This is a genomic window from Flavobacterium sp. LC2016-01, from assembly GCF_009711135.1.
Taxonomy (GTDB): Bacteria; Bacteroidota; Bacteroidia; order Flavobacteriales; family Flavobacteriaceae; genus Flavobacterium.
Genome location: NZ_WMIC01000005.1, coordinates 126,970 through 150,731, shown reverse-complemented (window position 1 = coordinate 150,731; position 23,762 = coordinate 126,970). Strand labels below are relative to the sequence as shown.

21 protein-coding genes and 2 tRNA genes are annotated in these 23,762 nt (G+C 33.3%); 12 read left to right on the top strand and 11 right to left on the bottom strand.

Annotated elements, in window-relative coordinates; genetic code table 11:
• The first annotated feature begins 72 nt into the window (after window positions 1–72).
• The 4 genes from GKZ88_RS11925 to GKZ88_RS11910 all read left to right on the top strand — a co-directional run bounded on the left by GKZ88_RS11925 (window position 73) and on the right by GKZ88_RS11910 (window position 2,452).
• Window positions 73–405, top strand: a complete 333-nt coding sequence (locus tag GKZ88_RS11925) for a hypothetical protein (protein ID WP_155102600.1) — start codon at window positions 73–75, stop codon at window positions 403–405.
• Between the two features lie 113 nt (window positions 406–518).
• Window positions 519–1,160 (top strand): O-methyltransferase, encoded by a 642-nt coding sequence (locus GKZ88_RS11920; protein WP_155102599.1) that lies wholly within the window; start codon window positions 519–521, stop codon window positions 1,158–1,160.
• Window positions 1,161–1,227: 67 nt separating this feature from the next.
• Entirely contained in the window at window positions 1,228–1,953 is a 726-nt protein-coding gene (locus GKZ88_RS11915) for a phytanoyl-CoA dioxygenase family protein (RefSeq protein WP_155102598.1), read from the top strand.
• A gap of 31 nt (window positions 1,954–1,984) precedes the next feature.
• A complete protein-coding gene (locus GKZ88_RS11910; protein WP_155102597.1) occupies window positions 1,985–2,452 on the top strand; it encodes a hypothetical protein in 468 nt (155 codons plus the stop codon).
• A 199-nt stretch (window positions 2,453–2,651) separates the two neighbouring features.
• Here GKZ88_RS11910 and GKZ88_RS11905 read toward each other — a convergent pair whose 3' ends face one another.
• The 7 genes from GKZ88_RS11905 to GKZ88_RS11875 all read right to left on the bottom strand — a co-directional run bounded on the left by GKZ88_RS11905 (window position 2,652) and on the right by GKZ88_RS11875 (window position 8,717).
• Window positions 2,652–3,215: a phosphatase PAP2 family protein gene (locus GKZ88_RS11905; RefSeq protein WP_155102596.1), complete on the bottom strand. Its 564-nt coding sequence runs from the start codon at window positions 3,213–3,215 to the stop codon at window positions 2,652–2,654.
• Window position 3,216: 1 nt separating this feature from the next.
• The gene (locus GKZ88_RS11900) at window positions 3,217–3,564 is read right to left on the bottom strand and encodes a twin-arginine translocase TatA/TatE family subunit (protein ID WP_155102595.1); all 348 of its coding nucleotides are present in this window, start codon (window positions 3,562–3,564) and stop codon (window positions 3,217–3,219) included.
• A gap of 106 nt (window positions 3,565–3,670) precedes the next feature.
• Window positions 3,671–5,917, bottom strand: a complete 2,247-nt coding sequence (locus tag GKZ88_RS11895) for a M1 family metallopeptidase (protein WP_155102594.1) — start codon at window positions 5,915–5,917, stop codon at window positions 3,671–3,673.
• Window positions 5,918–5,983: 66 nt separating this feature from the next.
• Window positions 5,984–6,490 carry a DUF6702 family protein gene (locus GKZ88_RS11890; protein WP_155102593.1) on the bottom strand — a complete coding sequence of 169 codons (507 nt, stop codon included), beginning with the start codon at window positions 6,488–6,490 and terminating at the stop codon, window positions 5,984–5,986.
• Window positions 6,487–7,242, bottom strand: coding sequence for a hypothetical protein (locus GKZ88_RS11885; protein ID WP_155102592.1), 756 nt, complete (start codon window positions 7,240–7,242; stop codon window positions 6,487–6,489). Before GKZ88_RS11885 ends, GKZ88_RS11890 begins: the two co-directional genes overlap by 4 nt.
• Window positions 7,232–7,891, bottom strand: coding sequence for a carboxypeptidase-like regulatory domain-containing protein (locus tag GKZ88_RS11880; RefSeq protein WP_230392515.1), 660 nt, complete (start codon window positions 7,889–7,891; stop codon window positions 7,232–7,234). Before GKZ88_RS11880 ends, GKZ88_RS11885 begins: the two co-directional genes overlap by 11 nt.
• Before the next feature lie 55 nt (window positions 7,892–7,946).
• Window positions 7,947–8,717: a carboxypeptidase-like regulatory domain-containing protein gene (locus GKZ88_RS11875; protein WP_155102591.1), complete on the bottom strand. Its 771-nt coding sequence runs from the start codon at window positions 8,715–8,717 to the stop codon at window positions 7,947–7,949.
• A 165-nt stretch (window positions 8,718–8,882) separates the two neighbouring features.
• On the opposite strand from GKZ88_RS11875, the gene pepE reads away from it, so the two are divergent.
• Window positions 8,883–9,590, top strand: a complete 708-nt coding sequence (gene pepE, locus GKZ88_RS11870) for a dipeptidase PepE (RefSeq protein ID WP_155102590.1) — start codon at window positions 8,883–8,885, stop codon at window positions 9,588–9,590.
• A gap of 135 nt (window positions 9,591–9,725) precedes the next feature.
• On the opposite strand, the gene GKZ88_RS11865 is transcribed toward pepE, so the two are convergent.
• Together GKZ88_RS11865 and GKZ88_RS11860 are read right to left on the bottom strand one after the other, a co-directional pair.
• Window positions 9,726–9,798, bottom strand: a tRNA-Gly gene (locus tag GKZ88_RS11865).
• 70 nt (window positions 9,799–9,868) lie between these two features.
• A tRNA-Gly gene (locus GKZ88_RS11860) sits at window positions 9,869–9,941 on the bottom strand.
• A 134-nt stretch (window positions 9,942–10,075) separates the two neighbouring features.
• Here GKZ88_RS11860 and GKZ88_RS11855 point away from each other — a divergent pair.
• Both GKZ88_RS11855 and GKZ88_RS11850 read left to right on the top strand, forming a co-directional pair.
• Window positions 10,076–10,513, top strand: coding sequence for a GNAT family N-acetyltransferase (locus GKZ88_RS11855; RefSeq protein ID WP_155102589.1), 438 nt, complete (start codon window positions 10,076–10,078; stop codon window positions 10,511–10,513).
• A gap of 1 nt (window position 10,514) precedes the next feature.
• Window positions 10,515–12,107, top strand: a complete 1,593-nt coding sequence (locus GKZ88_RS11850) for a L,D-transpeptidase family protein (protein ID WP_155102588.1) — start codon at window positions 10,515–10,517, stop codon at window positions 12,105–12,107.
• On the opposite strand, the gene GKZ88_RS11845 is transcribed toward GKZ88_RS11850, so the two are convergent.
• Window positions 12,096–12,818 carry a murein L,D-transpeptidase catalytic domain family protein gene (locus tag GKZ88_RS11845; protein WP_155102587.1) on the bottom strand — a complete coding sequence of 241 codons (723 nt, stop codon included), beginning with the start codon at window positions 12,816–12,818 and terminating at the stop codon, window positions 12,096–12,098. The two genes, GKZ88_RS11850 and GKZ88_RS11845, sit on opposite strands and share 12 nt — an antisense overlap.
• A gap of 322 nt (window positions 12,819–13,140) precedes the next feature.
• Here GKZ88_RS11845 and GKZ88_RS11840 point away from each other — a divergent pair, with 322 nt between their 5' ends.
• Both GKZ88_RS11840 and gpmI read left to right on the top strand, forming a co-directional pair.
• Window positions 13,141–15,570 (top strand): DUF5916 domain-containing protein, encoded by a 2,430-nt coding sequence (locus GKZ88_RS11840; protein ID WP_155102586.1) that lies wholly within the window; start codon window positions 13,141–13,143, stop codon window positions 15,568–15,570.
• A 139-nt stretch (window positions 15,571–15,709) separates the two neighbouring features.
• Entirely contained in the window at window positions 15,710–17,227 is a 1,518-nt protein-coding gene (gpmI, locus tag GKZ88_RS11835; protein ID WP_155102585.1) for a 2,3-bisphosphoglycerate-independent phosphoglycerate mutase, read from the top strand.
• 235 nt (window positions 17,228–17,462) lie between these two features.
• Here gpmI and GKZ88_RS11830 read toward each other — a convergent pair whose 3' ends face one another.
• Window positions 17,463–18,725 (bottom strand): DUF445 domain-containing protein, encoded by a 1,263-nt coding sequence (locus tag GKZ88_RS11830; protein WP_230392514.1) that lies wholly within the window; start codon window positions 18,723–18,725, stop codon window positions 17,463–17,465.
• A 206-nt stretch (window positions 18,726–18,931) separates the two neighbouring features.
• Here GKZ88_RS11830 and map point away from each other — a divergent pair, with 206 nt between their 5' ends.
• From map to GKZ88_RS11815, 3 genes are all read left to right on the top strand, one after another.
• Window positions 18,932–19,750 (top strand): type I methionyl aminopeptidase, encoded by an 819-nt coding sequence (gene map, locus GKZ88_RS11825; RefSeq protein ID WP_155102584.1) that lies wholly within the window; start codon window positions 18,932–18,934, stop codon window positions 19,748–19,750.
• Between the two features lie 22 nt (window positions 19,751–19,772).
• Entirely contained in the window at window positions 19,773–20,546 is a 774-nt protein-coding gene (locus tag GKZ88_RS11820; protein WP_347343873.1) for a methyltransferase domain-containing protein, read from the top strand.
• A 120-nt stretch (window positions 20,547–20,666) separates the two neighbouring features.
• Window positions 20,667–23,567, top strand: a complete 2,901-nt coding sequence (locus tag GKZ88_RS11815; RefSeq protein WP_155102583.1) for a DEAD/DEAH box helicase — start codon at window positions 20,667–20,669, stop codon at window positions 23,565–23,567.
• The last annotated feature ends 195 nt before the right edge of the window (window positions 23,568–23,762 follow it).

Here is a 23,762-nt window from a genome sequence, read left to right as displayed (position 1 = left end):
TTAAAATTTGTATTTTTATTGTTCAACGATATAACCTTTTATTTTTTAATAAACCTAAAAAGAAAATTCATTATGAAAAAACAAATTTTAAGCTTAGCTGTTGTTGCTTTATTAGCGTTCGCTGTACAATCATGCGAGAAAAAAGAACCAAAACCTGCAGAAGAAGAGTTAACTCTTGGAAACAAAGTTGATTCATTGACAACAGATATTGAAGAAGTTAAAGATACTGCAGTAAGCAAAACAGAAAAAGCGGCAGAAGATGTGAAAGATGCAACTAAAAAAGCAGCTGAAGACGTAAAAGACGCCACTAAAAAAGGAGCCCAAAAAGTAGAAAATGCGGCGAAAGCAGCAAAAGACGGAACTGTTAAAACAGCAAAAGAAGTAAATGAAGCTTTGAAAAAATAATTTCATTTAAAAATTGAATTAGAAACCATTCGCCTACCCGAATGGTTTTTTTATGCTTCAAAAATTGAGCTTTTATTTTTGTATTTTTGCTTCAAATTTATAAGACTCTACAAATGCATTTTATTTCACAAGAACTTGAAGATTACATCGAACAGCATTCTGAAAACGAACCAGCCTTATTAGCAAAACTTAATAAAGAAACGTATCAAAAAATTCTTTTACCGAGAATGCTCAGCGGTCACTTTCAAGGACGTGTTTTGAGCATGCTTTCTAAATTGATTCGTCCTGTAAATATTCTTGAAATAGGAACTTATACCGGTTATGCTGCTTTGTGTTTATGCGAAGGAATGCAGGAAAATGGCCAATTGCATACTATTGATATAAAAGAAGAATTGGTTGATTTTCAAAGAAAATATTTTGATGCCTCACCTTGGGGAAATCAAATTTTTCAGCATTTAGGCGAAGCCGTAGATATTATTCCGGCAATTGATGTGAAATTTGATTTGGTTTTTATTGATGCAGACAAAGAAAACTACTTGAACTATTGGGAAATGATTGTTCCAAAGATGAATAAAGGCGGGATTATTTTATCTGACAATGTTTTGTGGAGCGGGAAAATTCTGGAACCAGTTCATCCAAACGATGTGAGTACAAAAGTACTTTTAGAATATAATCAGCTTTTAAAAGATGATCCGAGAGTGGAAACTATTTTATTACCCATTCGTGATGGATTGACGGTGAGCAGAGTACTTTAAAAAAGGTTCTAAGATGCTAAGGTTCTGAGTTTTTTTATATTGGTAATTATAAAAATTGATTTCAAAGATGATTTTTTTGAACGAAATAAATATTGAAGGTTTCTCTATTATAAACAATGTTTATACAGAAAATGAAATCGAAAAACTGATTTCATTAATTGAAAACAAAACCGAAAATGATTCTGATAACTCGACTTTCAGAAAATCTCAAGATTTATTTGCTATCAGACAATTCCATAAAGAAATACCTGAGACTTTAAGCTTTATTTTTAATCAAAATTTAAAAGAAATTATTGATTCTAATTTTGGAAAAGGGTATTTCATAACTAAATCAATTTATTTTGACAAGGCCGAAAAATCAAATTGGTTTGTCGCTTATCATCAAGATTTAACAATTTCAGTAGATAAAAAAATTGAAGCTGAAAACTTCGATAATTGGACTGTAAAGCAAAATCAATTTGCGGTACAGCCACCCGTAGAAATTTTGGAAAACAATTTCACCATCAGAATTCATATTGACAAAACTACAAAAGACAATGGTGCTTTAAAAGTCATCAATAATTCTCATTCAAAAGGAATTTTGAGAATCGAAAATCTTGATTTTGAAAATGAAAAAGAAACAATATGCGAAGTTGAACAAGGCGGTATTATGATTATGAAACCGCTATTATTCCATGCTTCAAACAAAACTACAAATAACGAAAGAAGAAGAGTTATTCATATTGAATTCAGCAAACAACTACTTCCTGAAGGATTAGAATGGAGTGAAAAAATGATTATTCAAAATAATTAAGATATTACACAAATTATAAAATCGACAAATTTTGAATTGGATAATAAAAAACTCAAAGAAATTAGATTATCATACAAACCTAAACAATCTTTTAAATTCATTATGGATAGACATTTCCGAATTTAATTGGGTAGTGTCTGATTTAGATATTGTGAATTTTTCGAAACAAGAGCTGTCAATTGATTTAACGAAAAATTATTCATTAGTTAAGTCGGAAGATTTTAAAAAATTAGTTGAAACGGATTTTCAAATTATCTGGGGCGTAATATCTGCTGTTAAAAAAACAGAAAATCCAATATTTGATAAAAAAAACTTTCCGTTTGCAGAAGGTAATGACAATGTTTGGGATAATGATAAATTTCAAGTTGAAAATTCATTTTTTGAAATTACTGCTTGGGATAGTTCGTATACTATCGTAAAATTTAAAGATGCAGAATTATCTAAAAAATTTAAAACTTATTTTGAGGAAGCTATAGAATTAGAAAATTTTAAGTTCTAATTTAATTGAAGTAAACTATTTCTAAAAATTTCTATTGAAAATGAATGCTCTAGCCCAGATTGAAGTGAAAAGCCCGGAGCTAAAAAAAATAATTTTTCTTGCCAAAAAACAGCGACCAGCGGAAGCTCGTTTTATGGTTTAGAAAAATATTTTGTTTAGTGAGGACTTGAAACGGAAAGCTGGAAATGGCTTCTAAAAATTATCCCGGAAAATATTGCGGTTTTAATTTTCGGTAAACTAAATAAATCAAAGACCCGAAAAGCGCTCCGAAGAAATATCCAGCCAAAATATCGCCTGGATAATGCAATCCTAAGTAAATACGGCTGTAAGCAAAAATTAAAGGCCACAAAAATAGGAAGCCTAAATACTTAATACGGCTTTTTAAAACCAAATATAAAAAGGTTGCTACCGCCATAGTATTTGCTGCATGCCCAGAGAAAAAACTATAAGATATCCTAACCTGAACAATACGAATAATCGATTTTAAATCTGGATTATTACATGGACGCAAACGTTCGAAAGTATGTTTGAATAAATTACAAGTCTGATCTGTAAAAGCTATTAAAACTGCTATGAAAAGCAGTACATACAAGGTTTGTTTTCCTCCAATTTTTTTAAAAATAAGATAGAACAACAACAGGAAAAAAGGTGTCCAGTACAACTGATTTGTAATAATCAGCCAAAGTTTATCATATGTCTCAGAACCTAAACCATTCAGATACACAAAGAGGTTTGTATCTAATTCCTTTATTTTTTCAAGCATATTACATTTGGCGTTTTATAGGTCCTGAAAGCGAATCAATATCTTCTTTTACTTTATCAATTTCTGTTGCAGTATCTCCTAAAAGATTTCCCGAATCTCCCAGCAGATTCGTTTTTGCTTCAGTAATCTGAGCATTGATATTGCCTGTTATATCAGTAAGCGATTTGGTGTCAAGGCCATTTGCTTCAGCTCCTTTTTGAATCTCGCTTTTAATATCATTGGTTGCATTTTTTAACTGCGCCATCGCTTTTCCCATTGTACGGGCAATCTCTGGCACTTTATCTGAACCAAAAAGCATTAATACTATAAACAGTATGAAAACTAATTCTCCTCCTCCTATACCGAACATATCTTTAATTTTTGTGTGGTCACAAAGATATTAAATTTTGCTGCGTAGAGTTTTAAAATTTACTTAAAAAAAAAAGACTCTTTTCAGAGTCTTTTAAATTTTATTCTTAGTCAAATTTTGATTTTTCTTCAGCTTTTGGCCAAGCGTTGTTGGTTACATCAATATCAGCAGTCATTAATTTTGGGTCAATTTGAATACTTTTGATCGCTTTTGAAGTTGCATAAACTTTTTTAGCTGTATCATTATTCTTTCTCCAAATTTGTGCCGGATATTGGAAGTTTTGTTTTGAACCATCTTCGTAAGTAATCTCAACTAAGATTGGCATAATCATGCCGCCTGGTTTATTAAACTCAACTTCATAAAAATACTTTGGTGATTTTATTGCTGCTTTCTCTTCTGCAGTAAAAGTTTGATCTACGTATGATGATAACGTTTTTACGTCTTCAATTTTCAAAGCTTTTTTGCTTGAAGCATTTACTTCGGCATTATCTCCAGAAACCAAATAAACGAAAGGTCCTTTATCTGTTCCAAAACGTCCTTTTTTAACTTTTACATCTTTTAAATCAGCTGTCGGAGTTTCAGAAACATAATATTGTTTAACATCTTTAATTCCGATGTCTACAAAATCAGTTGAGTAAAACCATCCTCTGAAAAACCAATCTAAATCAACCGCAGAGGCATCTTCCATAGTTCTAAAGAAATCTTCAGGAGTTGGGTGCTTGAACTTCCATCTGTTTGCATAGGTTCTGAAAGCATAATCAAATAATTCTCTTCCCATTACTACTTCTCTCAAAATATTAAGTCCTGTAGCTGGTTTTCCGTAAGCGTTATTTCCAAATTGAGCAATTGTTTCAGAGTTTGACATAATTGGCTCTAAAAACTTCTGGTCACCGCTCATGTAAGGAACGATATTTTTAGCTGGTCCGCGTCTTGAAGGGAAAGTTGGATCTAATTCTTGTTCTGCTAAATATTCTAAGAATGAATTCAAACCTTCATCCATCCAAGTCCATTGACGCTCATCTGAGTTTACAATCATTGGGAAGAAAGTGTGTCCTACTTCGTGAATAACAACACCAATCATTCCGTTTTTAACTTCTTTGCTTGTTACTCCATTTTCATCAGGACGACCAAAATTCCAGCAAATCATTGGATATTCCATACCTTGATCTTCTGCAGAAACAGAAACTGCTTTTGGATAAGGATAATCAAAAGTATGAGATGAATAGCTTTTTAAAGTATGCGCAACTGTCATTGTAGAAGTTTCTCCCCAAAGCGGATTTGCTTCTTTTGGATAAACCGATTCTGCCATAACAACTTTACCGCCTAATTTTACAGCCATTGCATCGTAGATGAATTTTCTTGAAGATGCAATTCCGAAATCACGTACGTTTTTAGCGCTGAATTTCCATGTTTTTTTCTTTTCAGAAAAACCTTTTTCAGTTGCTTCAGCTTCAGCCTGAGTTACAATTACAACAGGTTTGTCAAAAGATTTTTGGGCTAGTTCGTAACGTTTTACTTGTTCAGCAGTGAAAACTTCACTTCTGTTCATCAATTCTCCTGTTGCATCAATTACGTGATCAGCAGGAACTGTAATATTTACATCGAAGTTTCCGAAAGGAAGAGCAAACTCTCCACTTCCCCAGAACTGCATGTTCTGCCATCCTTCAACATCGTTATAAACTGCCATTCTTGGGTAGAATTGCGCAATTACATATAGTTTATTACCATCTTTTTCGAACAATTCATAACCAGAACGTCCTCCTTCTTTTCTGTAATTATTAATGTTGTACCACCATTTTATAGCTAAAGAAATTTTTTCACCTGGTTTTAGAGGAGTCGCCAAGTTAACACGCATCATAGTTTCGTTGATTGTGTATGACATTGGGCTTCCTTTTGCGTCTTTTACCTGCTCGATATTAAAACCACGTTCTAAATCTTTTTTAAGGTATTTGCTAGAAAAACCATCAAGAGGTAAAACCTGATTGATTTTTTCGCTTTCCGCTAAAGTACTTTGTGTATTGGCTTTTGCTTGATTTTGATCTAGCTGAATCCATAAATATTCTAAACTGTCTGGCGAATTATTAGAATAAGTAATAACCTCAGAACCTGTAAGTTTCGAATTTTTATCGTCTAGCTCGATATCGATTTTATAATCTGCCTGCTGTTGGTAATAAGCTGGTCCTGGTGCTCCAGATGCCGTACGGAACATATTTGGAGTTGCCAGCAAATCATACATTTGGCTGAATTTGTTCGTGTCGTACTTTCCTTGTTGCCTTGGAACCGCTGGTGTATTTGCTTTTTCCTGAGCAACTAGCATTGCAGGAAAAAGTAATAATAATGAAAGTTTTTTCATAAAAGCTTAATGGTAATTTTATCAGGGTGTGAAAATAACAATTAAAATGATAATTTCACACCCCCATTAATACTTTAACACTTCTTTCCTTGAAGATTCTGTAAAAAGCACACTCTTTTTGGTACCAAACGCTGAAATATGTGTAATGTTTTGCTGCTCAGCATTCCAATCAACTAAAATAGAGTTTAAAATTTCGAGTGTTTTAAACTTTTCAATGTCTTTTATTCGGGAATAACATACTAAAACATCGTCTGATTCCACTTCTTTAGACAAAAAAGTGATCGCTTTTGACTGGCCATTTACTTTAATAGTGAAATTTTCAGCCAGATATTTTTTCAGCAACTCAACATCTTCTGGAGTTTCTTTTTCTGTACCAATGAATGTTTTTTTATGGTATTTTTTCTCCAATCCTTTATTCAAATCGTCTACGAATATGCGGGAAGTGATCTGAATCATTTTTTTTTCAGAGGCATAATTCACCTGAAAAACACCCATATAAAATTTATGAAATGCAAATGCGGAAAGCGATAAAAACAATATCCCGATTAAAGGATAAATTAATCTATTTTTCATTTTTGAACAACGTTCGATTTTTTAAATTCTTTATTTTTATTGATTAGAAAGTCAATCAATTCAAATTTTTGATCAGGATCAACGTGTCTTTTAGATTCTGGATCATTAGAACAATACATTAAAAATAAATCTATTTCATCTTCTTTTAACCCTAATGTCTTAGTAAAAAAATCAGGTTTGAAATTGTCTTTTGTATAAGCAACAAAAGCAATATCTGATATTTCTTCTTCTTTCACATCGTCTTTTTTTCTTAAAAGCTTTTTGATATCTTTAAAAATTCTAACAAAATCAGTTCCATATTTAATCGTTTGATCAGAGTACATTGCACTGTTTTTTGCCGTTGACTGTTTATCATCTTCAAACTGCATATCTACAATTGCCTGAGAACCTACTCCCAGCGTTTTTACTTTTAAATCTTTATGAACAACAACTTCTTTTAATTGATTGTTTACCAATTCTAATGGTACAGTAAAAAGAATTTCGGCACAATCTTTTTCAGTCAGCACAATTTTTTTTGATTGAAATGCCATTCCCGTAAATACTAAAGTGTCTTTTGGTTTTGCCAAGATGTCAAACAATCCTCCAGCACCTATAAAAGTTCTGGCGTTTGCATTAATGTTCATTACATGACCGCTTTCAATTGATAATGATGTATTTACCACTTGTCCGTGAAGTGGTATTCTGGCTGTATTTTGCCCTAGTGCAATTTGACAAAACAAGCAAACAACGAATACTGCTAAACTATTTTTCATTTTCGAGGATAATTAAATATTTTCTGGCTAAATCTGTGATTAAAAACATACTCATTGTTTTGTTCTTTGTATTCAAAGATACGGCAAATTGAGCATCATCCACACAAAATAATTGAAATCCTTTAATGTCATCGATAGGAATTTTTAACCGATCTGTATAATAATTCTCTTCAAAAAGATACTCCAATTTTCTAAAAAGCATCTCTTTTTTCTCCACAACCACTTCCTTTTTCAGCATTGCTGTACGCCCAGAAATTTTATTCAGTATTTTATCTATTGAGGTCGAAGTGGCCGTATATACTTTCCTTTCTGCCGGAGTGTATGTTTTTTGCCCATAAGGCACAATGCCAAGATTTTGAGTTGTAATCTGCGGATTTTCATTCACAACAACTTCCTTCAATTCAATTTCTTTTGCTGTCATTTTGATCTGAATTTTATCCAAATTCAAATCTTCGGCAGTAATTCTATGCTTAAGCGGATCCAGATTTACAGATGAAAAAACAAGAACATCTCCTTCTTTAACTGCAATCGAAAACATTCCGTTTACATCTGAAATTGTCGAAACCTGCGTTGTATTATTGATAATATTTACGCCGTCGACAGAAGTTGACTGTTCAAGAATTTGTCCAAGAATTTCTTTTCGGACCAAATTTTGCCCAAAACCAAATTGCGCGAGCAACAAAAAGAGGATTATATATAACGTATTATTTGATTTCACTTGCAATTATTTCTTTGTATTTGGTCGCCAGTTCTGCCAGCAAAAACTCTGTAGAAGTTTTGTTTTTTGAGTTCAAAATTACTGTAAACTTATCATTTTCGACTGCATAATATTCAAAGCCTTTTACATATTCTGAAGGGATTTTTAACCGGTTAACAAAATGATCCAAAGTAAACATTCGTTCCAAAAGCTTTATAAAAGCTTCTTTTTTCTCTACTTCCGCTTCTTTTTTAAGCATTGCCGTTCTTCCTGAAAAAAAATTCAACAACGGATCTATAAAAAATGATCCTCCAGCCATTCCATTTTCGCTAGCCGCTTCAGGATCTAAAGCCGTTGCTGTACGCAATCTTCTTTCGGCTTGGGTATACGTTTTTTGTCCGTGCGGAACAATTCCTAATGATTCAGCATTTATCCCATTATAACTCCTAACCACAACTTCCTGTAATTGATTCATAACCATGCTCAACTTTACAGTAAAATTAATATCTGAAAAATTATCAGCTGTTAATAAAACTCTTTTTTCCTTGAATTGTATCGACGAGAAAACAAGCGTATCGCCAACATTCGCCATAATCGAAAAGGCTCCTGAAGCATTTGTCACCGTCATCGCTTCAGTTTGAGCATTAATTACGTAAACACCTTCTAGATCTGAAGTGCTAGAAGCTATTCTACCGTTAATTAAAGTTCGTTCCTGAACCTGTGAGCAAACGTTTTGCCCCCAAACCACAAACAAAAAGCAAGCAATTTTATTAATCAAAATGATAAATATTTAAAATTATTCTTAAAGCCGTAAAAATATCTTAATGTGTTCCAAATTTAATATTAAGGACTTGGTAAAAATATGTTAATTAAACTTGGACAATCGTCATCAAACTGAGAGTTTTTAATATCTTTAACATACAGAATCTGATTTTAAAAAACTATGAAAAGCGTTATCATTGCGAGCACTTCTACTCTTCACGAAGGCAGTTATTTAGAGTACTTATTACCTACTTTACAATCTCATTTTAAAAATTGCAAAAATCTTCTATTTATACCTTATGCACGCCCTGGCGGTATTTCGCATGATGATTATACTCAAAAAGTCTCTGAGGCTTTTGCATCAATCAACATTTCAGTGAAAGGAATTCACGAGTTTGAAGATGCACAAGAAGCCATTAAAAATGCAGAAGGAATTTTTACAGGCGGAGGAAATACTTTTTTACTGGTAACACAATTATACAGACACAACATCATGCAGCTTCTTGCCGAAACTGTAAAAAACGGAACGCCATATTTAGGAACTAGTGCCGGAAGCAACATTTGTGGACTATCGATGCAGACTACAAACGATATGCCTATAATTTACCCTCCAAGTTTTCAGACTTTAGGTTTAATTCCGTTCAACTTAAATCCGCATTATTTAGATCCAGATTTACAGTCAAAACACATGGGAGAAACCCGTGAGACTAGAATTAAAGAATTTCATGCTTTCAATTCTATTCCGGTTTTAGGTTTAAGAGAAGGAAGCTGGCTGGAAGTAAAAGGAGACAAAATCACTCTGAAAGGAGATTTGACGGCACGCTTGTTCAAGCAAAATGAAACTCCGACAGAATTAGAAACAGAAAGCGATTTGAGCAATTTAAAATAAAATTCCAATGTTTTAAATTCCAAATTCCAATTTTGCCTTAATCTGTTTTAATTTTGGGATTTGGAATTTGAAATATTAGGCTTTGCATTAGAACAAAAACAAAAAAGCCTCAAACAATGTTTGAGGCTTTTGAAGAGCGAAAGACGAGGCTCGAACTCGCGACAACCAGCTTGGAAGGCTGGAGCTCTACCAACTGAGCTACTTTCGCATTAACAGGGTGCAAATATAAATAATTTTAAACTTTTAACAAAATAAAAATTAAAAAATATTTATTTTAGAGCGAAAGACGAGGCTCGAACTCGCGACAACCAGCTTGGAAGGCTGGAGCTCTACCAACTGAGCTACTTTCGCATTGGTGGTGCAAATATAAAAAGAAAGTTAAGTTCAAAACAAGCTTTTGGGCAAAAAAAATCAATAAAAATCAACAAAAAATTATAACCCATTTAAAATTAAAAAGTTATAAAATCAATTATTTTTTAAAATTTATGAATATTATCAAAGAAATCCCTTCAAAAGAAACTTATATCGTTCGGCAGCCTGTTCTAAGAGAAGGAAAACCTATAGAAAGCTGCATCTTTGAAGGAGATGATTTAGAGACAACACATCATTTTGGTTTATTTGAAAATAATAATTTAACAGGAATTATTTCATTATTTTCTCAAATCAACCCTATATTTGCCGAAAAAAATCAAGCGCAGATCCGCGGAATGGCGGTTTTGCTTACACATCAGAAAAAAGGATTTGGCGAAGCTTTAGTTAAACATTGCGAAACCTACTGCGATGAAAACAAGGTCGAATTAATTTGGTTTAATGCACGAACTGCTGCCGTAGGATTTTATAAAAAAATGAACTACCAGACTCTAGGTGAAGCATTTGATATTAAAGATGTCGGCGAACATTATTTGATGTATAAAAAATTATAACATGAGAAAACTTTACTTTTTTTTGGCAATATGCATCTTTATCGGCTGTAAAAAAGACGAGCCGAAAATCATTCCTGTTGTCAAAAAAAAGGCACCGGCAATTATCCTTACAAATGAAAGATCAGTCGAAATTGACACCGCAGCAATAGGTGCTTATAAAAGTGAAACGCTTAAACAGTTTTATAATTCATCTGAAAACAAAACCGTTTGGGGAAATCTAAAGAAAAGAACTTACGTTTTATCACAATTACAAAATTCAGACAAACTAGGCTTAGAACCGGAAGATTACAAAGTTTCGCAGCTGCAGAAATTCGAAAAAAGAATCAGCTCGCTTAGTGATACTGAATTAGCAGCTTATGATATTTTACTGACTTATAATTTCGAAAAATATTTAAGTCACCTTTTTAAAGGAAAGTTAGATCCTAAAAAATTATACACGGATTGGGATTTGGACGAAAAAACTCTTGACGTGAATGATGTTCTTATTAAAGCTTTCAATAAAAATAAATTAGATAGTATTGTCTATAACATTCAGCCAAAATCAGAAACTTATAAAGAATTGCTTAAAGCACTAGAAATTATTGATACTTTTCCCGATGAAAATATCGAAAAGATAACTACTGATTCTTTGACAAAAAAAATAAGTTTAAACGAGAGTAATGCTGCGCTAATCAACATCAAAAAAAGACTGCTGTTTTGGGGAGACATGACTGGAAAAGACAGCTTATCTACAACTTACAACGGAAAAACATTTGAGTCAATCAAGAAATTCCAAGAACGACACGGCTTGGCTGCTGACGGAGTTATTGGTCAAGGAACCATCAGAGAACTCAATTATTCTAAAGAAAAAAGAAAACAGCAAATTATAGCCAACTTAGAACGCTGGAGATGGTTTACTGCCGATTTTGCCGAAAATTATTTCATCATAAACATTCCAGATTACAGCTTGAATGTTGTTGAAGAACAAGACACGACTTTAGTTAGAAATATTGTAGTAGGAACCAGCAAAAGAAAAACGCCAATTATAACCTCAACTTTAAAAACGGTTGTTTTTAACCCAACTTGGACCGTTCCTCCTACTATTTTAAAGGAAGATGTTGTTCCGGCAATGAAAAAAAACAGAAATTATTTAGCTAATAAAAGCATCACTATATATGATACTGCCGGGCATGTTGTTGAACCAACTGCATGGAACGAAAATAAACCTAACAATTATAGATATGTACAGAGTCCAGGGTACACGAATTCGCTTGGTGTTATGAAAATTTTATTTCCAAACCATCATAGTGTTTATTTGCATGATACGAATCACCGAAACTATTTTGGCAGAAGCAACCGTTCTTTAAGTTCTGGCTGTGTTCGTATCGAAAATCCTTTGGAACTGGCTGAACATATTTTAAACGATACAGTACGATTTTCAAAAGTGAAAATTGATACAATAATTGCTTCTAAAAAAACAATGAGTTTCAAAATCACAAAAAAATACGCTTTATATCAATGGTATTGGACCGCTTGGAGCAAAAAAAATCAGCTCATTTTTAGAGCTGATATTTATAATCTGGATTCGGATTTGTATGCTAAATTAAGAGATTAGCTTTTCTTCCATCGAAAAACTTCTTGATGGATGATAAATAAACAAACACGATTTACCTTTTATTGTTTCAATTATTTCATCTCTCAATTCAAAAGGAATTGCAGGACAACCTTGGCTTCTGCCTAATCTTTTGTGATCTCTTATAAAAGATTCTGACACGTAATCAGCGCCATGCATTACCACACCTCTTTCGCGGGCATTGCTGTTGAATCCTCTTTCTAAGCCATCTAAACGAAGTGAAGCTCCGTGTTTTCCTTGATAAATTTCGCCTGTGGCATAAAAACCAAGACTACTTTTAAAAGATGAATTGTTATTTGAAAATGATGAAGCAAATTCTTCACCTGTATTTCTGCCGTGCGCCACTAGCGACTGATACAAAACAGTATTAGTTGCTAAATCAATCACCCACAGACGTTTGCTGTTTGAAGACAAACTGAAGTCAATAAGCGTTAAAATGTCTTTTTGAACAACTCCTCTTTCTTTTAAAATATAAAAACCTTTTAAAGCTTCAGTAAAGGTTTTAAGTTCCGGCAACTGAAAATGGTTCGAATTTAAAGAGCTGTAAACACTTTCAATTTTTGCATCAACTGTAAGTTTCTCAACTTTAGCGATACTTTTTACATTCTCATTTTTAATAACGGGAGTGTTTTTTGAATCTTTACCAAAAGATAATAGGAAAAACACCAGCAAGGGGAAAGTTTTGTAAATCATTGAATTTCTTTAGGTTAAAAATAAAATTTGGGTAAGGCAAAAATATAAAAATTTTATAGCGATTGAAACTCAGCGCACTGAATCAGTGCGTTTTTGTTTAAACTTTAACAGAATAACAGTAAAAAATTTGCATTTTGAAGAAAAAATCATTCTTTTTGTAAGATATTTACCTATGGTTAAAATCTAAACGTTTTTACGCATTTTCTTAAAGAAAATACAATTAAACATTATTTTTGCTCCTCAAAACTGTAACAATTAGAACAAATCGAAGTCTATTAATGCAGTAATATCATTTTAATTCGCCATTTTCTTTTAAAATTTCATGAAAAAATTAGTTTTCTTAAGCCTTCTTTTATCTACTTTTTGGACGTATAGCCAGAAGAAAATCCTTCAGGCACAATCCACTGTGGAAACTATTTCGATCGACGGAAAGCTAGACGAAGCGGCTTGGGAAAACGCACCGATTGCTTCTAATTTTGTCATGTTTGAACCTGATAACGGCAAGGCAATTCCTGACGGAAAAAAAACAGAAATCAAGGTTCTATATAATAATGACGCCATTTATATTGGCGCAATAATGTATGACGATGAACCAAATAAAATTTTAAAAGAAATATCACAGCGCGATAATTTTGGTACTGCCGATATTTTTGGCGTTTTTGTAAATGGTTTTAACGATGGTCAGCAAAATTTTGAGTTTTTTGTTTCTGCTGCGGATGTTCAGGGAGATTGTATCATGACCGATGCCATTGGAGAAGACTATTCGTGGGATGCCGTTTGGATCAGCAAAGCCAGAATTACAGACAAAGGCTGGATGGTAGAAATTAAACTTCCTTATGCTGCATTACGTTTTTCGGCAGAAAACAAACAAACTTGGGGAATTAATTTTTTCAGAGAAGTAAAACGCGAACGCAAAAAATACACTTGGAACTTAATTGATACTAAAATAGGAACTTTTACACAGCAAAATGGTGAACTAGCCGGGATCGAAAATATCAAACCTCCTACTCGATTATTCTTTTTGCCGTATGCTTCTTATTATTTAAATGCTGCTGATGGCCAAAAAACATATGGTCAAATGAAAGGCGGTATGGATATTAAATACGGAATCAATGATGCTTTTACGCTTGATGCTATTTTGATTCCAGATTTTGGGCAGACAAAATATGACGATCGAATTTTAAATCTTAGTCCGTTTGAACAGCAGTTTAATGAAAATCGTGCTTTTTTTACAGAAGGAACCGACTTGTTTAAAAAAGGAAATATCTTTTATTCAAGACGAATTGGAGGAAGTCCGTCAATTGATCCTGACTTAAATGATAATGAAAAAATCATTGAAAATGTTCAAAACGTTAATCTTATTAATGCTTTAAAAGTTTCAGGAAGAACTAAAGGAGGATTAGGAATTGGAGTTTTAAATGCCGTTACCGAAAAAACATATGCTACAATAAAAGATACTATTTCTAACGAAACAAGAAGTGTAATTGTTGAACCTTTAACTAATTATAATGTTTTAGTACTGGATCAGCGTTTTCGCAAAAACTCTTCAGTAACTTTTATTAATACCAATGTCACCAGAAACACTCATTATAGAGATGCAAACGTAACAGGCCTGGCTTGGGATTTAAACACAAAAGCGAACACTTACAGCTTATACGGAAATGCAAAATACAGTCATATTAATCAAGAAGAAGATAAAAATGGTGTTTTTACCACGGTTGGTTTTGCCGAAACTAGTGGAAAATATCGTTACAGCGTTGGTTCTGATTTTGTGACTAAAGGTTATGATCCAAATGATCTTGGTATCAACTTTTACACCAACTATTACAACTTTTATGGAAATGCAAATTATAGAATTCTAAATCCGACGAAGCTTTTCAATAGTTTTAGAGTCAACTATAATATGTATGCCGAATTCAATAAAGAATCTGGACTAATTCAAGACAACAGCATTAATGCAAATGTAAATCTCTCTACCGTAAAAAATAATTATTACGGAGCAGGTTTTACCGTTTATCCTCTTGAATCTCATGACTATTATGAACCTAGAGCAGAAAACAGGTATGTTACTGTCCCAAGAAGATTTGAAGCTTGGGGAAGTGTTTCAACCAATTACAATCATAAATTTGCGCTAGATCTTAATCCTTCAATCGCATTTGCAGACGAACCGGGAAGAATGGCTTATGGAGTTGATGTTGGACCAAGATATCGTTTTAATGATAAATTACTTTTGACTTATTATTTCAGCTTTTTCAGAAAAAACAACAACAAAGGTTATATCGACCATGTAGATGGTGATGATAATGAAAGTACGCCAGATAACATTGTTTTTGCTAATCGAAATGTAGTTACTTACTCCAATACGCTTGGCGGAAAATATGCCTTAAACAGTACGATGACTTTTAATTTATCGATTAGACAATATTGGTCGTATGCCGAAAATTTAGATATTTTGCAATTGGAGCAAGACGGCACACTAACTCCTTATCCAGAATATACAGATAATAAAAATTCAAGTTTTTATTCCTGGAATGCTGATTTATCCTACTCTTGGTGGTTCGCGCCCGGAAGCCAGGTTTCTATATTATACCGAAATAGTGCCGACAATTTTGAACGCGTTATTGACAAACAATTTAAAGATAACGTAACGGCTTTGCTTAACAATGATGCATTAAAACATGTTTTTTCAATCAGTGTTAAATATTTTATTGACTATAATGCTGTCAAAAATAAACTCAGAAAGAGAGCTTAGCGTGAATTAATTTTAAAAAATAAGTCCTTCTTCAATTAAATTATTATTTTTTAATACGCTTCATTTTATTAAACATAAATGTATCGCGGTCTTCTTGCAAAGTATAGAAATGATTTATCTTTGTAGAAAACAAAAAGTAATGAACAAGAAAGTTATCCTTATGATTTTAGATGGTTGGGGAAAATCTCCTGACCCTAAAGTATCTGCAATAGACAATGCAAATGTTCCTTTTATAAACAGTCTTTACAAAAATTACCCAAGCGCACAGCTTAGAACCGACGGATTAAATGTTGGTTTACCTGAAGGACAAATGGGAAACAGCGAAGTTGGTCACATGAATCTGGGTGCCGGAAGAATTGTATATCAGGATTTAGCCAAAATAAACTTGGCTGTAGCACACAAAACACTTGCAAAAGAACAAGTTTTGATTGATGCTTTTACTTACGCAAAAGAAAACAATAAAAAAGTACACTTTTTAGGATTAGTTTCTGACGGAGGTGTTCACTCTCATACTTCTCACCTTCGCGGTTTAATTGATGCTTCACAGGAATATGGTCTAGATCAGGTTTATGTTCACGCTTTTACAGACGGACGTGACGTTGATCCTAAATCTGGAGCAAAATACATTCACGATTTAGACGAATATATTAAAGATACTCCTGTAAAAATCGCTTCAATTGTTGGCCGTTATTATGCAATGGATCGTGACAAACGCTGGGAACGTGTAAAATTAGCTTACGATTTATTGGTTAACGGAGTTGGAACGCCATCAAAAAATGCTGTTGCAAGTGTTCTTGCCAGTTATGAAAAAGACGTTACAGATGAATTTATCGAGCCTGTTGTTATAGTTGGTGAAAACGAAAAACCATTAGCAACTATTGTTGAAGACGATGTTGTTATCTTCTTCAATTTTAGAACAGACAGAGGCCGTGAACTTACTGAGGCACTTTCTCAGCAAGATTTCCACGAACAAAATATGCACAAACTAAACCTATATTATGTAACATTGACAAACTACGACGAAACGTACCAAAACGTAAAAGTAGTTTACAATAAAGATAATATCACTGAAACACTTGGTGAAGTTTTAGAAAAAGCAGGCAAAAAACAAATCAGAATTGCTGAAACTGAGAAATATCCGCACGTGACATTTTTCTTTTCTGGCGGAAGAGAAACTCCTTTTGAAGGAGAATCAAGAATTTTAAGAAACTCTCCAAAAGTGGCTACTTATGATTTACAGCCAGAAATGAGTGCTTACGAACTTGCTGATGCTCTTGTTCCTGAATTAAATAAAAGTGAAGTTGATTTCGTTTGCTTGAATTTTGCAAACGGAGACATGGTTGGACATACCGGAATTATGGAAGCAGCAATTAAAGCTTGTGAAGCTGTTGATGCTTGCGCCAAAAAAGTAATTGACGCTGCTCTTGCCAACAATTACACTACGATTGTAATTGCTGATCACGGAAACTGCGAAACAATGATCAATCCTGACGGAAGCCCAAATACAGCCCACACAACAAATCCAGTGCCGATTATTTTAGTGGACAAAGAATTAAAAAATATTCAAAATGGTGTTTTAGGTGACATTGCCCCAACAATTTTAGAATTAATGGGAGTGCCTCAGCCAAATGCAATGACTTGTCATTCGCTTTTGTAGTTTTTTAAAACCATATAAGTGATATAAGTTCATTTAAATTGAACTTAAAAAAATCTCGCAAAGACGCTAAGCCGCAAAGGATAATAAACTTTGCGTTTCTCCGTCTTTGCGAGAACTTTTTCATACCAGAGTGTAAAGCTTGAAAAAACTTAATTTAACTTGTTTTTCTTATATGGTCTTTCTTTTTTCAAAGAAAACAGCACAAATTTATATTTACTTATATCACTTATATGGTTTAAAAAACAAAATGATAAAGCTGTTCAACACCATAAATCACAAGCCCGATAAGTCCCCCGACTAAGGTTCCATTGATTCTGATGTATTGAAGATCTTTTCCTATTTCCAATTCTAATTTTTCAGAAACCTCTTTTCCATCCCAGCTTTTTACGGTTGACGAAATTAAATCTCCAATTACTTTTTTATTATTTAAAAGAACCGAAAGCGCATCGTTTTTAATGAAATTATTGATTTTGTCAATCATTACAGCATCTTCTTTGATTCCGTTTCCGAAAGTTTGAATTAAGTTCGAAATACTGTTTTTAATTGATGAGTCATCTCCTTTTTCTAAATCATTTGTAATGGATAATTTTATTTCGTCCCAAATTCCGTTGATATAATCTTGAACTTCTTTTTTTCCGGCAAAACTTAAAATCATGTTGTTGATTTTAATTCGCATTTCTTCCGAGTTTTTTATTTTTTCCAGAAAATCATAAACGTATTGATCAATTTTAACTCTTACAGCACTTTCTGGATTTTTGGCTTCGTTCAGAAAATCCTGCAAACCATTAAAAACGCCTTCTGTAATACTTTTATCGGCTAGACCAAAACTCAAAAGCGGCGTCGAAGCTTTTACTTTTTTCCGAATCAAATCTTTGTTATTCGTCAATTCTGAACTCATAACCTCTAAAAGATTCGTCAACAATTCATTTTTTACATTTCCTTTCTGTAAAGGTTCTAATGCCAATGCCACCCAATCTCCAAAATTTATTCCTTCTAATTTTTCTTTAAACTGAACCTGAATAAATCGTTTTATATCTTCATCTTTAATCGCTTTTAAAATTCCCGGAATGATATTTAATGAAACTACATTGGCAATTTTATCGGCGCTTTCTTTCTGCGAAAGCCAATCTGAAGCTTTAGTCGCAAAATTGAATTCATCCAGTTTTATTTCTAATTTTTCCCTATCTAGAAATTCCTCCGAAACAAAATTTCCAAGGTTTTCTCCAATTTCATTTTTCTTGGTTGGAATAATAGCTGTATGCCAAATGGGAATGCCGAGAGGATGACGAAACAAAGCCACAACCGCAAACCAATCGGCAATTCCACCCACCATCGCAGCTTCGCTAAAAGCCTGCAACATTGGAATTTTAAAGTAAATCGCAATTATAAAAAGAAGTACTGCAAAACCCAAAAGCGACAGAGCCGTTGCTTTCATTTTCTTTAATGCCTTTACTTTAGCTATATCCTGATCAGTCGAAATTTCCATAATTGTTGACATTTTACTACTAATTTATGGCTTTTTTCTGAGACAATTGCTCGTTCTTGCTCTTTAAATAGCCACGAATTCACGAATTTCTTTTAAAAATTAATTAATTGATTCGTGCAATATGTTTTTTTTAAATTTAGTTTTGAGATAATTCGTGAATTCGTGGCGAAAAATTTTAATTAAAAATTGTACTTTTGCAAACTGAAAATCTGAAAAATATGATTATCCAAAAAACTAGAGAGGAAATCGAATTGATGCGCGAAAGTGCTTTGATCGTATCTAAAACATTAGGAATGATTGCTTCTGAAATTAAAGAAGGAGTTACTACATTATATCTTGACAAATTAGCCGAAGAATTTATCCGTGATCATGGAGCAGTTCCAAGCTTTTTAGGTTTGTATGATTTCCCGAATTCACTTTGTATGAGTCCGAATGCGCAAGTTGTGCATGGAATTCCGAATAATACGCCTTTAAAAAGCGGAGATGTTATTTCGGTTGATTGCGGTGCGTTCAAAAATGGATATCACGGTGATCACGCTTACAGTTTCGAAATTGGTGAAGTTGCTCCGGAAGTTAAAAAACTTTTGAGAGTTACTAAGGAATCATTGTACGTTGGAATCAGAGAATTTAAAGCTGGAAATCGCGTGGAAGATGTTGGAAATGCGATTCAGAAATATACAGAAGCTCACGGTTACGGAGTTGTTCGTGAATTGGTTGGACACGGTGTTGGGCAAAAAATGCACGAAGAACCTGAAATGCCAAACTACGGAAAACGTGGACGCGGAAAACTTTTTGTTGAAGGAATGGTCGTTGCGATTGAGCCAATGATCAACATGGGAACAAAAAACATCAAACAATTAAAAGACGGCTGGACAATTTTGACTGCTGACGGAAAACCAAGTGCGCATTTCGAACATGATGTTGCCCTAATTGATGGAAAACCAGAATTATTATCAACTTTCCAATACATCTACAAAGCTTTAGGAATCGAAAGCAATGAAGAAGACGAATTCAGACAAGTGCCTTTAGTACTATAAATACAATCCCGAATCTAAACCTGTGAAAAAACTTTTCAAATTAGTTTTAAATACTATTCCAAGACCATTATTAATTCGTTTGAGTTATGTGGCGCGACCAATTTTAGCTTTATCTTTAAGAGGAAGCCGATTTACTGATCCGATTGACGGAAAAAGTTTTCGCTCTTTTCTTCCTTACGGATACGGGAAACAAAGAAATAATGTCCTTTCGCCAAGTACGCTTTCGTTAGAAAGACACCGTTTGCTTTGGTTGTATTTAAACGATCAGACTGATTTTTTTACAGCTCCAAAAAAAGTATTACACTTTGCTCCGGAACAAGCTTTTTACAAACTTTTTCGCAAGCAAAAAAACCTGGATTACACGACAACCGATTTATTTTCGCCTTTGGCAGATGTAAAAGCAGATATCTGTAATTTACCTTTTAAAGACAACGAATACGATGTGATTTTATGTAATCACGTTTTAGAACATATTCCAGACGATACAAAAGCGATGCAGGAGTTATTCAGAGTTTTAAAACCGGGCGGAATGGCGATTTTGCAAATTCCACAGGATTTAAATCGTGAAGTTACTTTCGCAGATGATTCTATTACAGATCAAAAAGAACGTGCTAAAATATTCGGACAATACGATCACGTTCGTATTTACGGGCGCGATTATTTCGACAAATTAAGAAGCATCGGTTTTATTGTAATCGAAGAAGATTATACGAATAAAATCACACCAGAATTGGTAGAAAAATATTGTTTAGCAAAAGGCGAAATTATTCCGCTTTGCTTTAAACCAGAAAATTAGTTTTTCACCATATAAGCGATATAAGTTCATTTACAAAGAGTTTTCAAATTATTGATATTTTGAAAACTCTTTTTTTTAGCCCAATTCCTAAATTACAAGCCTAACCAAATCCCTACAATCTTGCAACCTACGAAACCATTTCAATTTTGTTTTGACATCAGTTTTGAAAAAAATCTGAATGCCTTTATCCCAACTGCTTATATTGTTGAGAATACTACCGAAATCAAATATCTGGACAAAAAAGCAACTCACGGCGTACTGGAAAGTTTTGGTATTGCTTTAGAAAATTTAGATTCCAATACCAAAAAAATACTCAACGCCTGCGAATCTTTAAAACCTGACTTTATTTTCAAGAAATTCAGTGCCAAAATCAAATCGGCAAAAACGATTATGGATCTTCAAAAAGATTCTAAAATTGATTTTGCCATTCGTCAGCATTTAAAATTTCATCTGAGTTCATTTTATAGTTTAATTGTTCAGGAACAATTTCCGTTGTCCATTAATCTTGGTCCTGAAAAAGATTTTTATCGTTCGCGAGTTGATGTCAATCCGCTTTATTTTGAGCCTCAAATTCAATTTGACAAACACGCTGAAGGCATTACGTATACCCTTTCTTTAAAAGAAAACGAAGCTTCATTTTTACCAATGAACAGCAACGTTGATATTCTTTTAGATGAACCGGGCTGGTTAATTATCAATAAAAAATTAGGACAATTAACAGCGCTTAATGCTAAAAAATTAATGCCTTTTTTAAAGAAAAATTCCATTGAAATTCCTTCAAAATTGGTTGACGATTATTTCAAGAGCTTTATTCCTGAAATCGCTAAAAAAATTGATATTGAAGCAACTGGTTTTGAAATTGAGCTTCGCGATAAAATTATTTCATGCACGATTCAGCCTGTTCATGATTTTTTCAAAAACTGTTATTATCTCAATCTTTATTTTGATTATGATGGTTATGCATTTGATGCTTCCAAAACAAAAAAAACGCATTCGTTTGTTGATTTTAGCATTGCCAATCAGCCTAAAATTATTCAGTTTAAAAGAAATTCAGACGAGACTTTATTTACAGACAAATTATCCGAACTTGGTTTAACCATAATCAAAAATGAATTCTACGGATTGCATTCGGAAGTTGAAAATCCGGACCCTTTTGTCAATATTCAATTCGTTATTGATCATAAAGAAGAGCTGGAAAAACTTGGATTTACGATTCAGAATCTAAAACTGGAAAGCAAAGAGATCATCACCCAAAACCATACTGTTTCTACATCAAAAGATACAAATGGAGATTGGTTTGATATTAAAATCATCATTACAATTGGAAATTATACAATCAACTTCAGCGAAATTATTCCGAATATAAAAAGTAAAGAAAGACTTTTTCCTTTGCCAGACGGAAACTATTTCCTGATTCCGCTGGAATGGTTCAGTAAATATGGTTCTTTAGCAAAATTAGCCAAAACAGAAACCGGAAATCTACTTTTACGCAAAAGTAATTTTACTGCTTTGGATGCCATTCCGGAAATTAAGGATGACGTAACGTATAAGGCAGAATATGTGGCTTCTGATTTATTGAAAGCTACTTTAAGACCGTATCAAATTGATGGCGTAAAATGGCTTTTGGGACATTTTAATTCCAATTTAGGCGCGTGTCTGGCTGATGATATGGGACTTGGAAAAACATTGCAAACTTTGGCTGTTTTGGTTGCCGTTCAAGAACAATTAGGTTTTACGAAGAAAACCACCAATTTTGATTTGTTTGCCAACGAAACCACAATTGAAAGAGAACCGCTTAAAGCTTTGATTGTGTTGCCTTCTTCATTGGTTTTTAACTGGTTTAATGAATCTGGAAAGTTTACTCCGCATTTTTCAAGAATGCAATATGTGGGCAACGACAGAAAGCAATTAGCAAGCCGATTAGCTTCAACGGATTTGATTTTTACGAGTTACAGTGTCATTCATCGCGATATTTCAATTTTAGAGAAATACGATTTTCGTTATTTGATTTTGGACGAAAGTCAATACATCAAAAACAAAAATTCTAAGATTTTTAAAGCTATCAACAAAATAAGTACGAGTCACAAAATTGCATTGAGCGGTACGCCGATTGAAAATTCGCTTGACGATTTATGGTCGCAAATGCAATTTATCAATCCGGATATTTTGGGTACTTATAATTTTTTCGCAGAAAATTTTAAAATTCCGATTGAGAAAAAGCAGGATGAAAATAGTTTAGCCGAATTAAAAAATATGGTTCAGCCTTATATTTTGCGACGAACCAAAGAACAGGTTTTAAAAGATTTGCCTGAATTATCAGAGCAGATTTTCTATTGCGACATGGATCCTGAACAGGAGAAATTATACGAAAAAGAAAAGTCGAAAGCCCGTAACTTTTTATTGAAAACTGACGGATCAAATCCCGATAAAATCAGTATTATCAATACTTTAATGAAGTTGAGACAATTGAGTAACCACCCAAAAATGGTGGATCAGGAATCTGAAATTGATTCAGGAAAATATATTGCCGTTACCCATTATCTTGAAAACTTAGTCAAAGCGAAACAAAAAGTAATCATTTTCAGTTCGTTTGTTACCAATTTGAGTTTTTATACGGATTGGTGTAAAGAAAATAAAATAACATTTTGCGAAATTACCGGCGAAACTCCGGCAAGTAAAAGAGAACAGCAGGTAAAATTGTTTCAGGAAAAAGAAGAACCATTATTGTTTTTTATTTCGCTAAAAGCGGGGGGAGTTGGTTTGAACATTACCAAAGCTTCTTATGTTTTGTTTTTAGATCCGTGGTGGAATCCTTTCGCAGAAAAACAAGGCGTTGGACGAGCGCACCGAATTGGGCAGTTGAATAAAGTAAACGTGATTCGGTTTATTTCTAAAAATACGGTCGAAGAAAAAATCATCAAACTGCAGGAAAATAAAAAACTGTTGTCTGATTCCCTTTTAGAAGAAAGTTTTGTAAACGATGAAATCGAAACCAATCTGGAATATATTTTGGGTTCTTAATAAATTATGACTGTCCGCTTAGCGTACCACTAAAAAAAGCACACAGATAACGCGGATTAAACGGATTTTCAATGATTTAATTTAAAAATCCGTTTTTATCGGTTTAAATCTGTGTCATCCGCGTGCTATTTTCAAAATTAGCACAATTAATAAATAGTCATATACTAAATTATTTTAATCCAATAAAACTGTCTT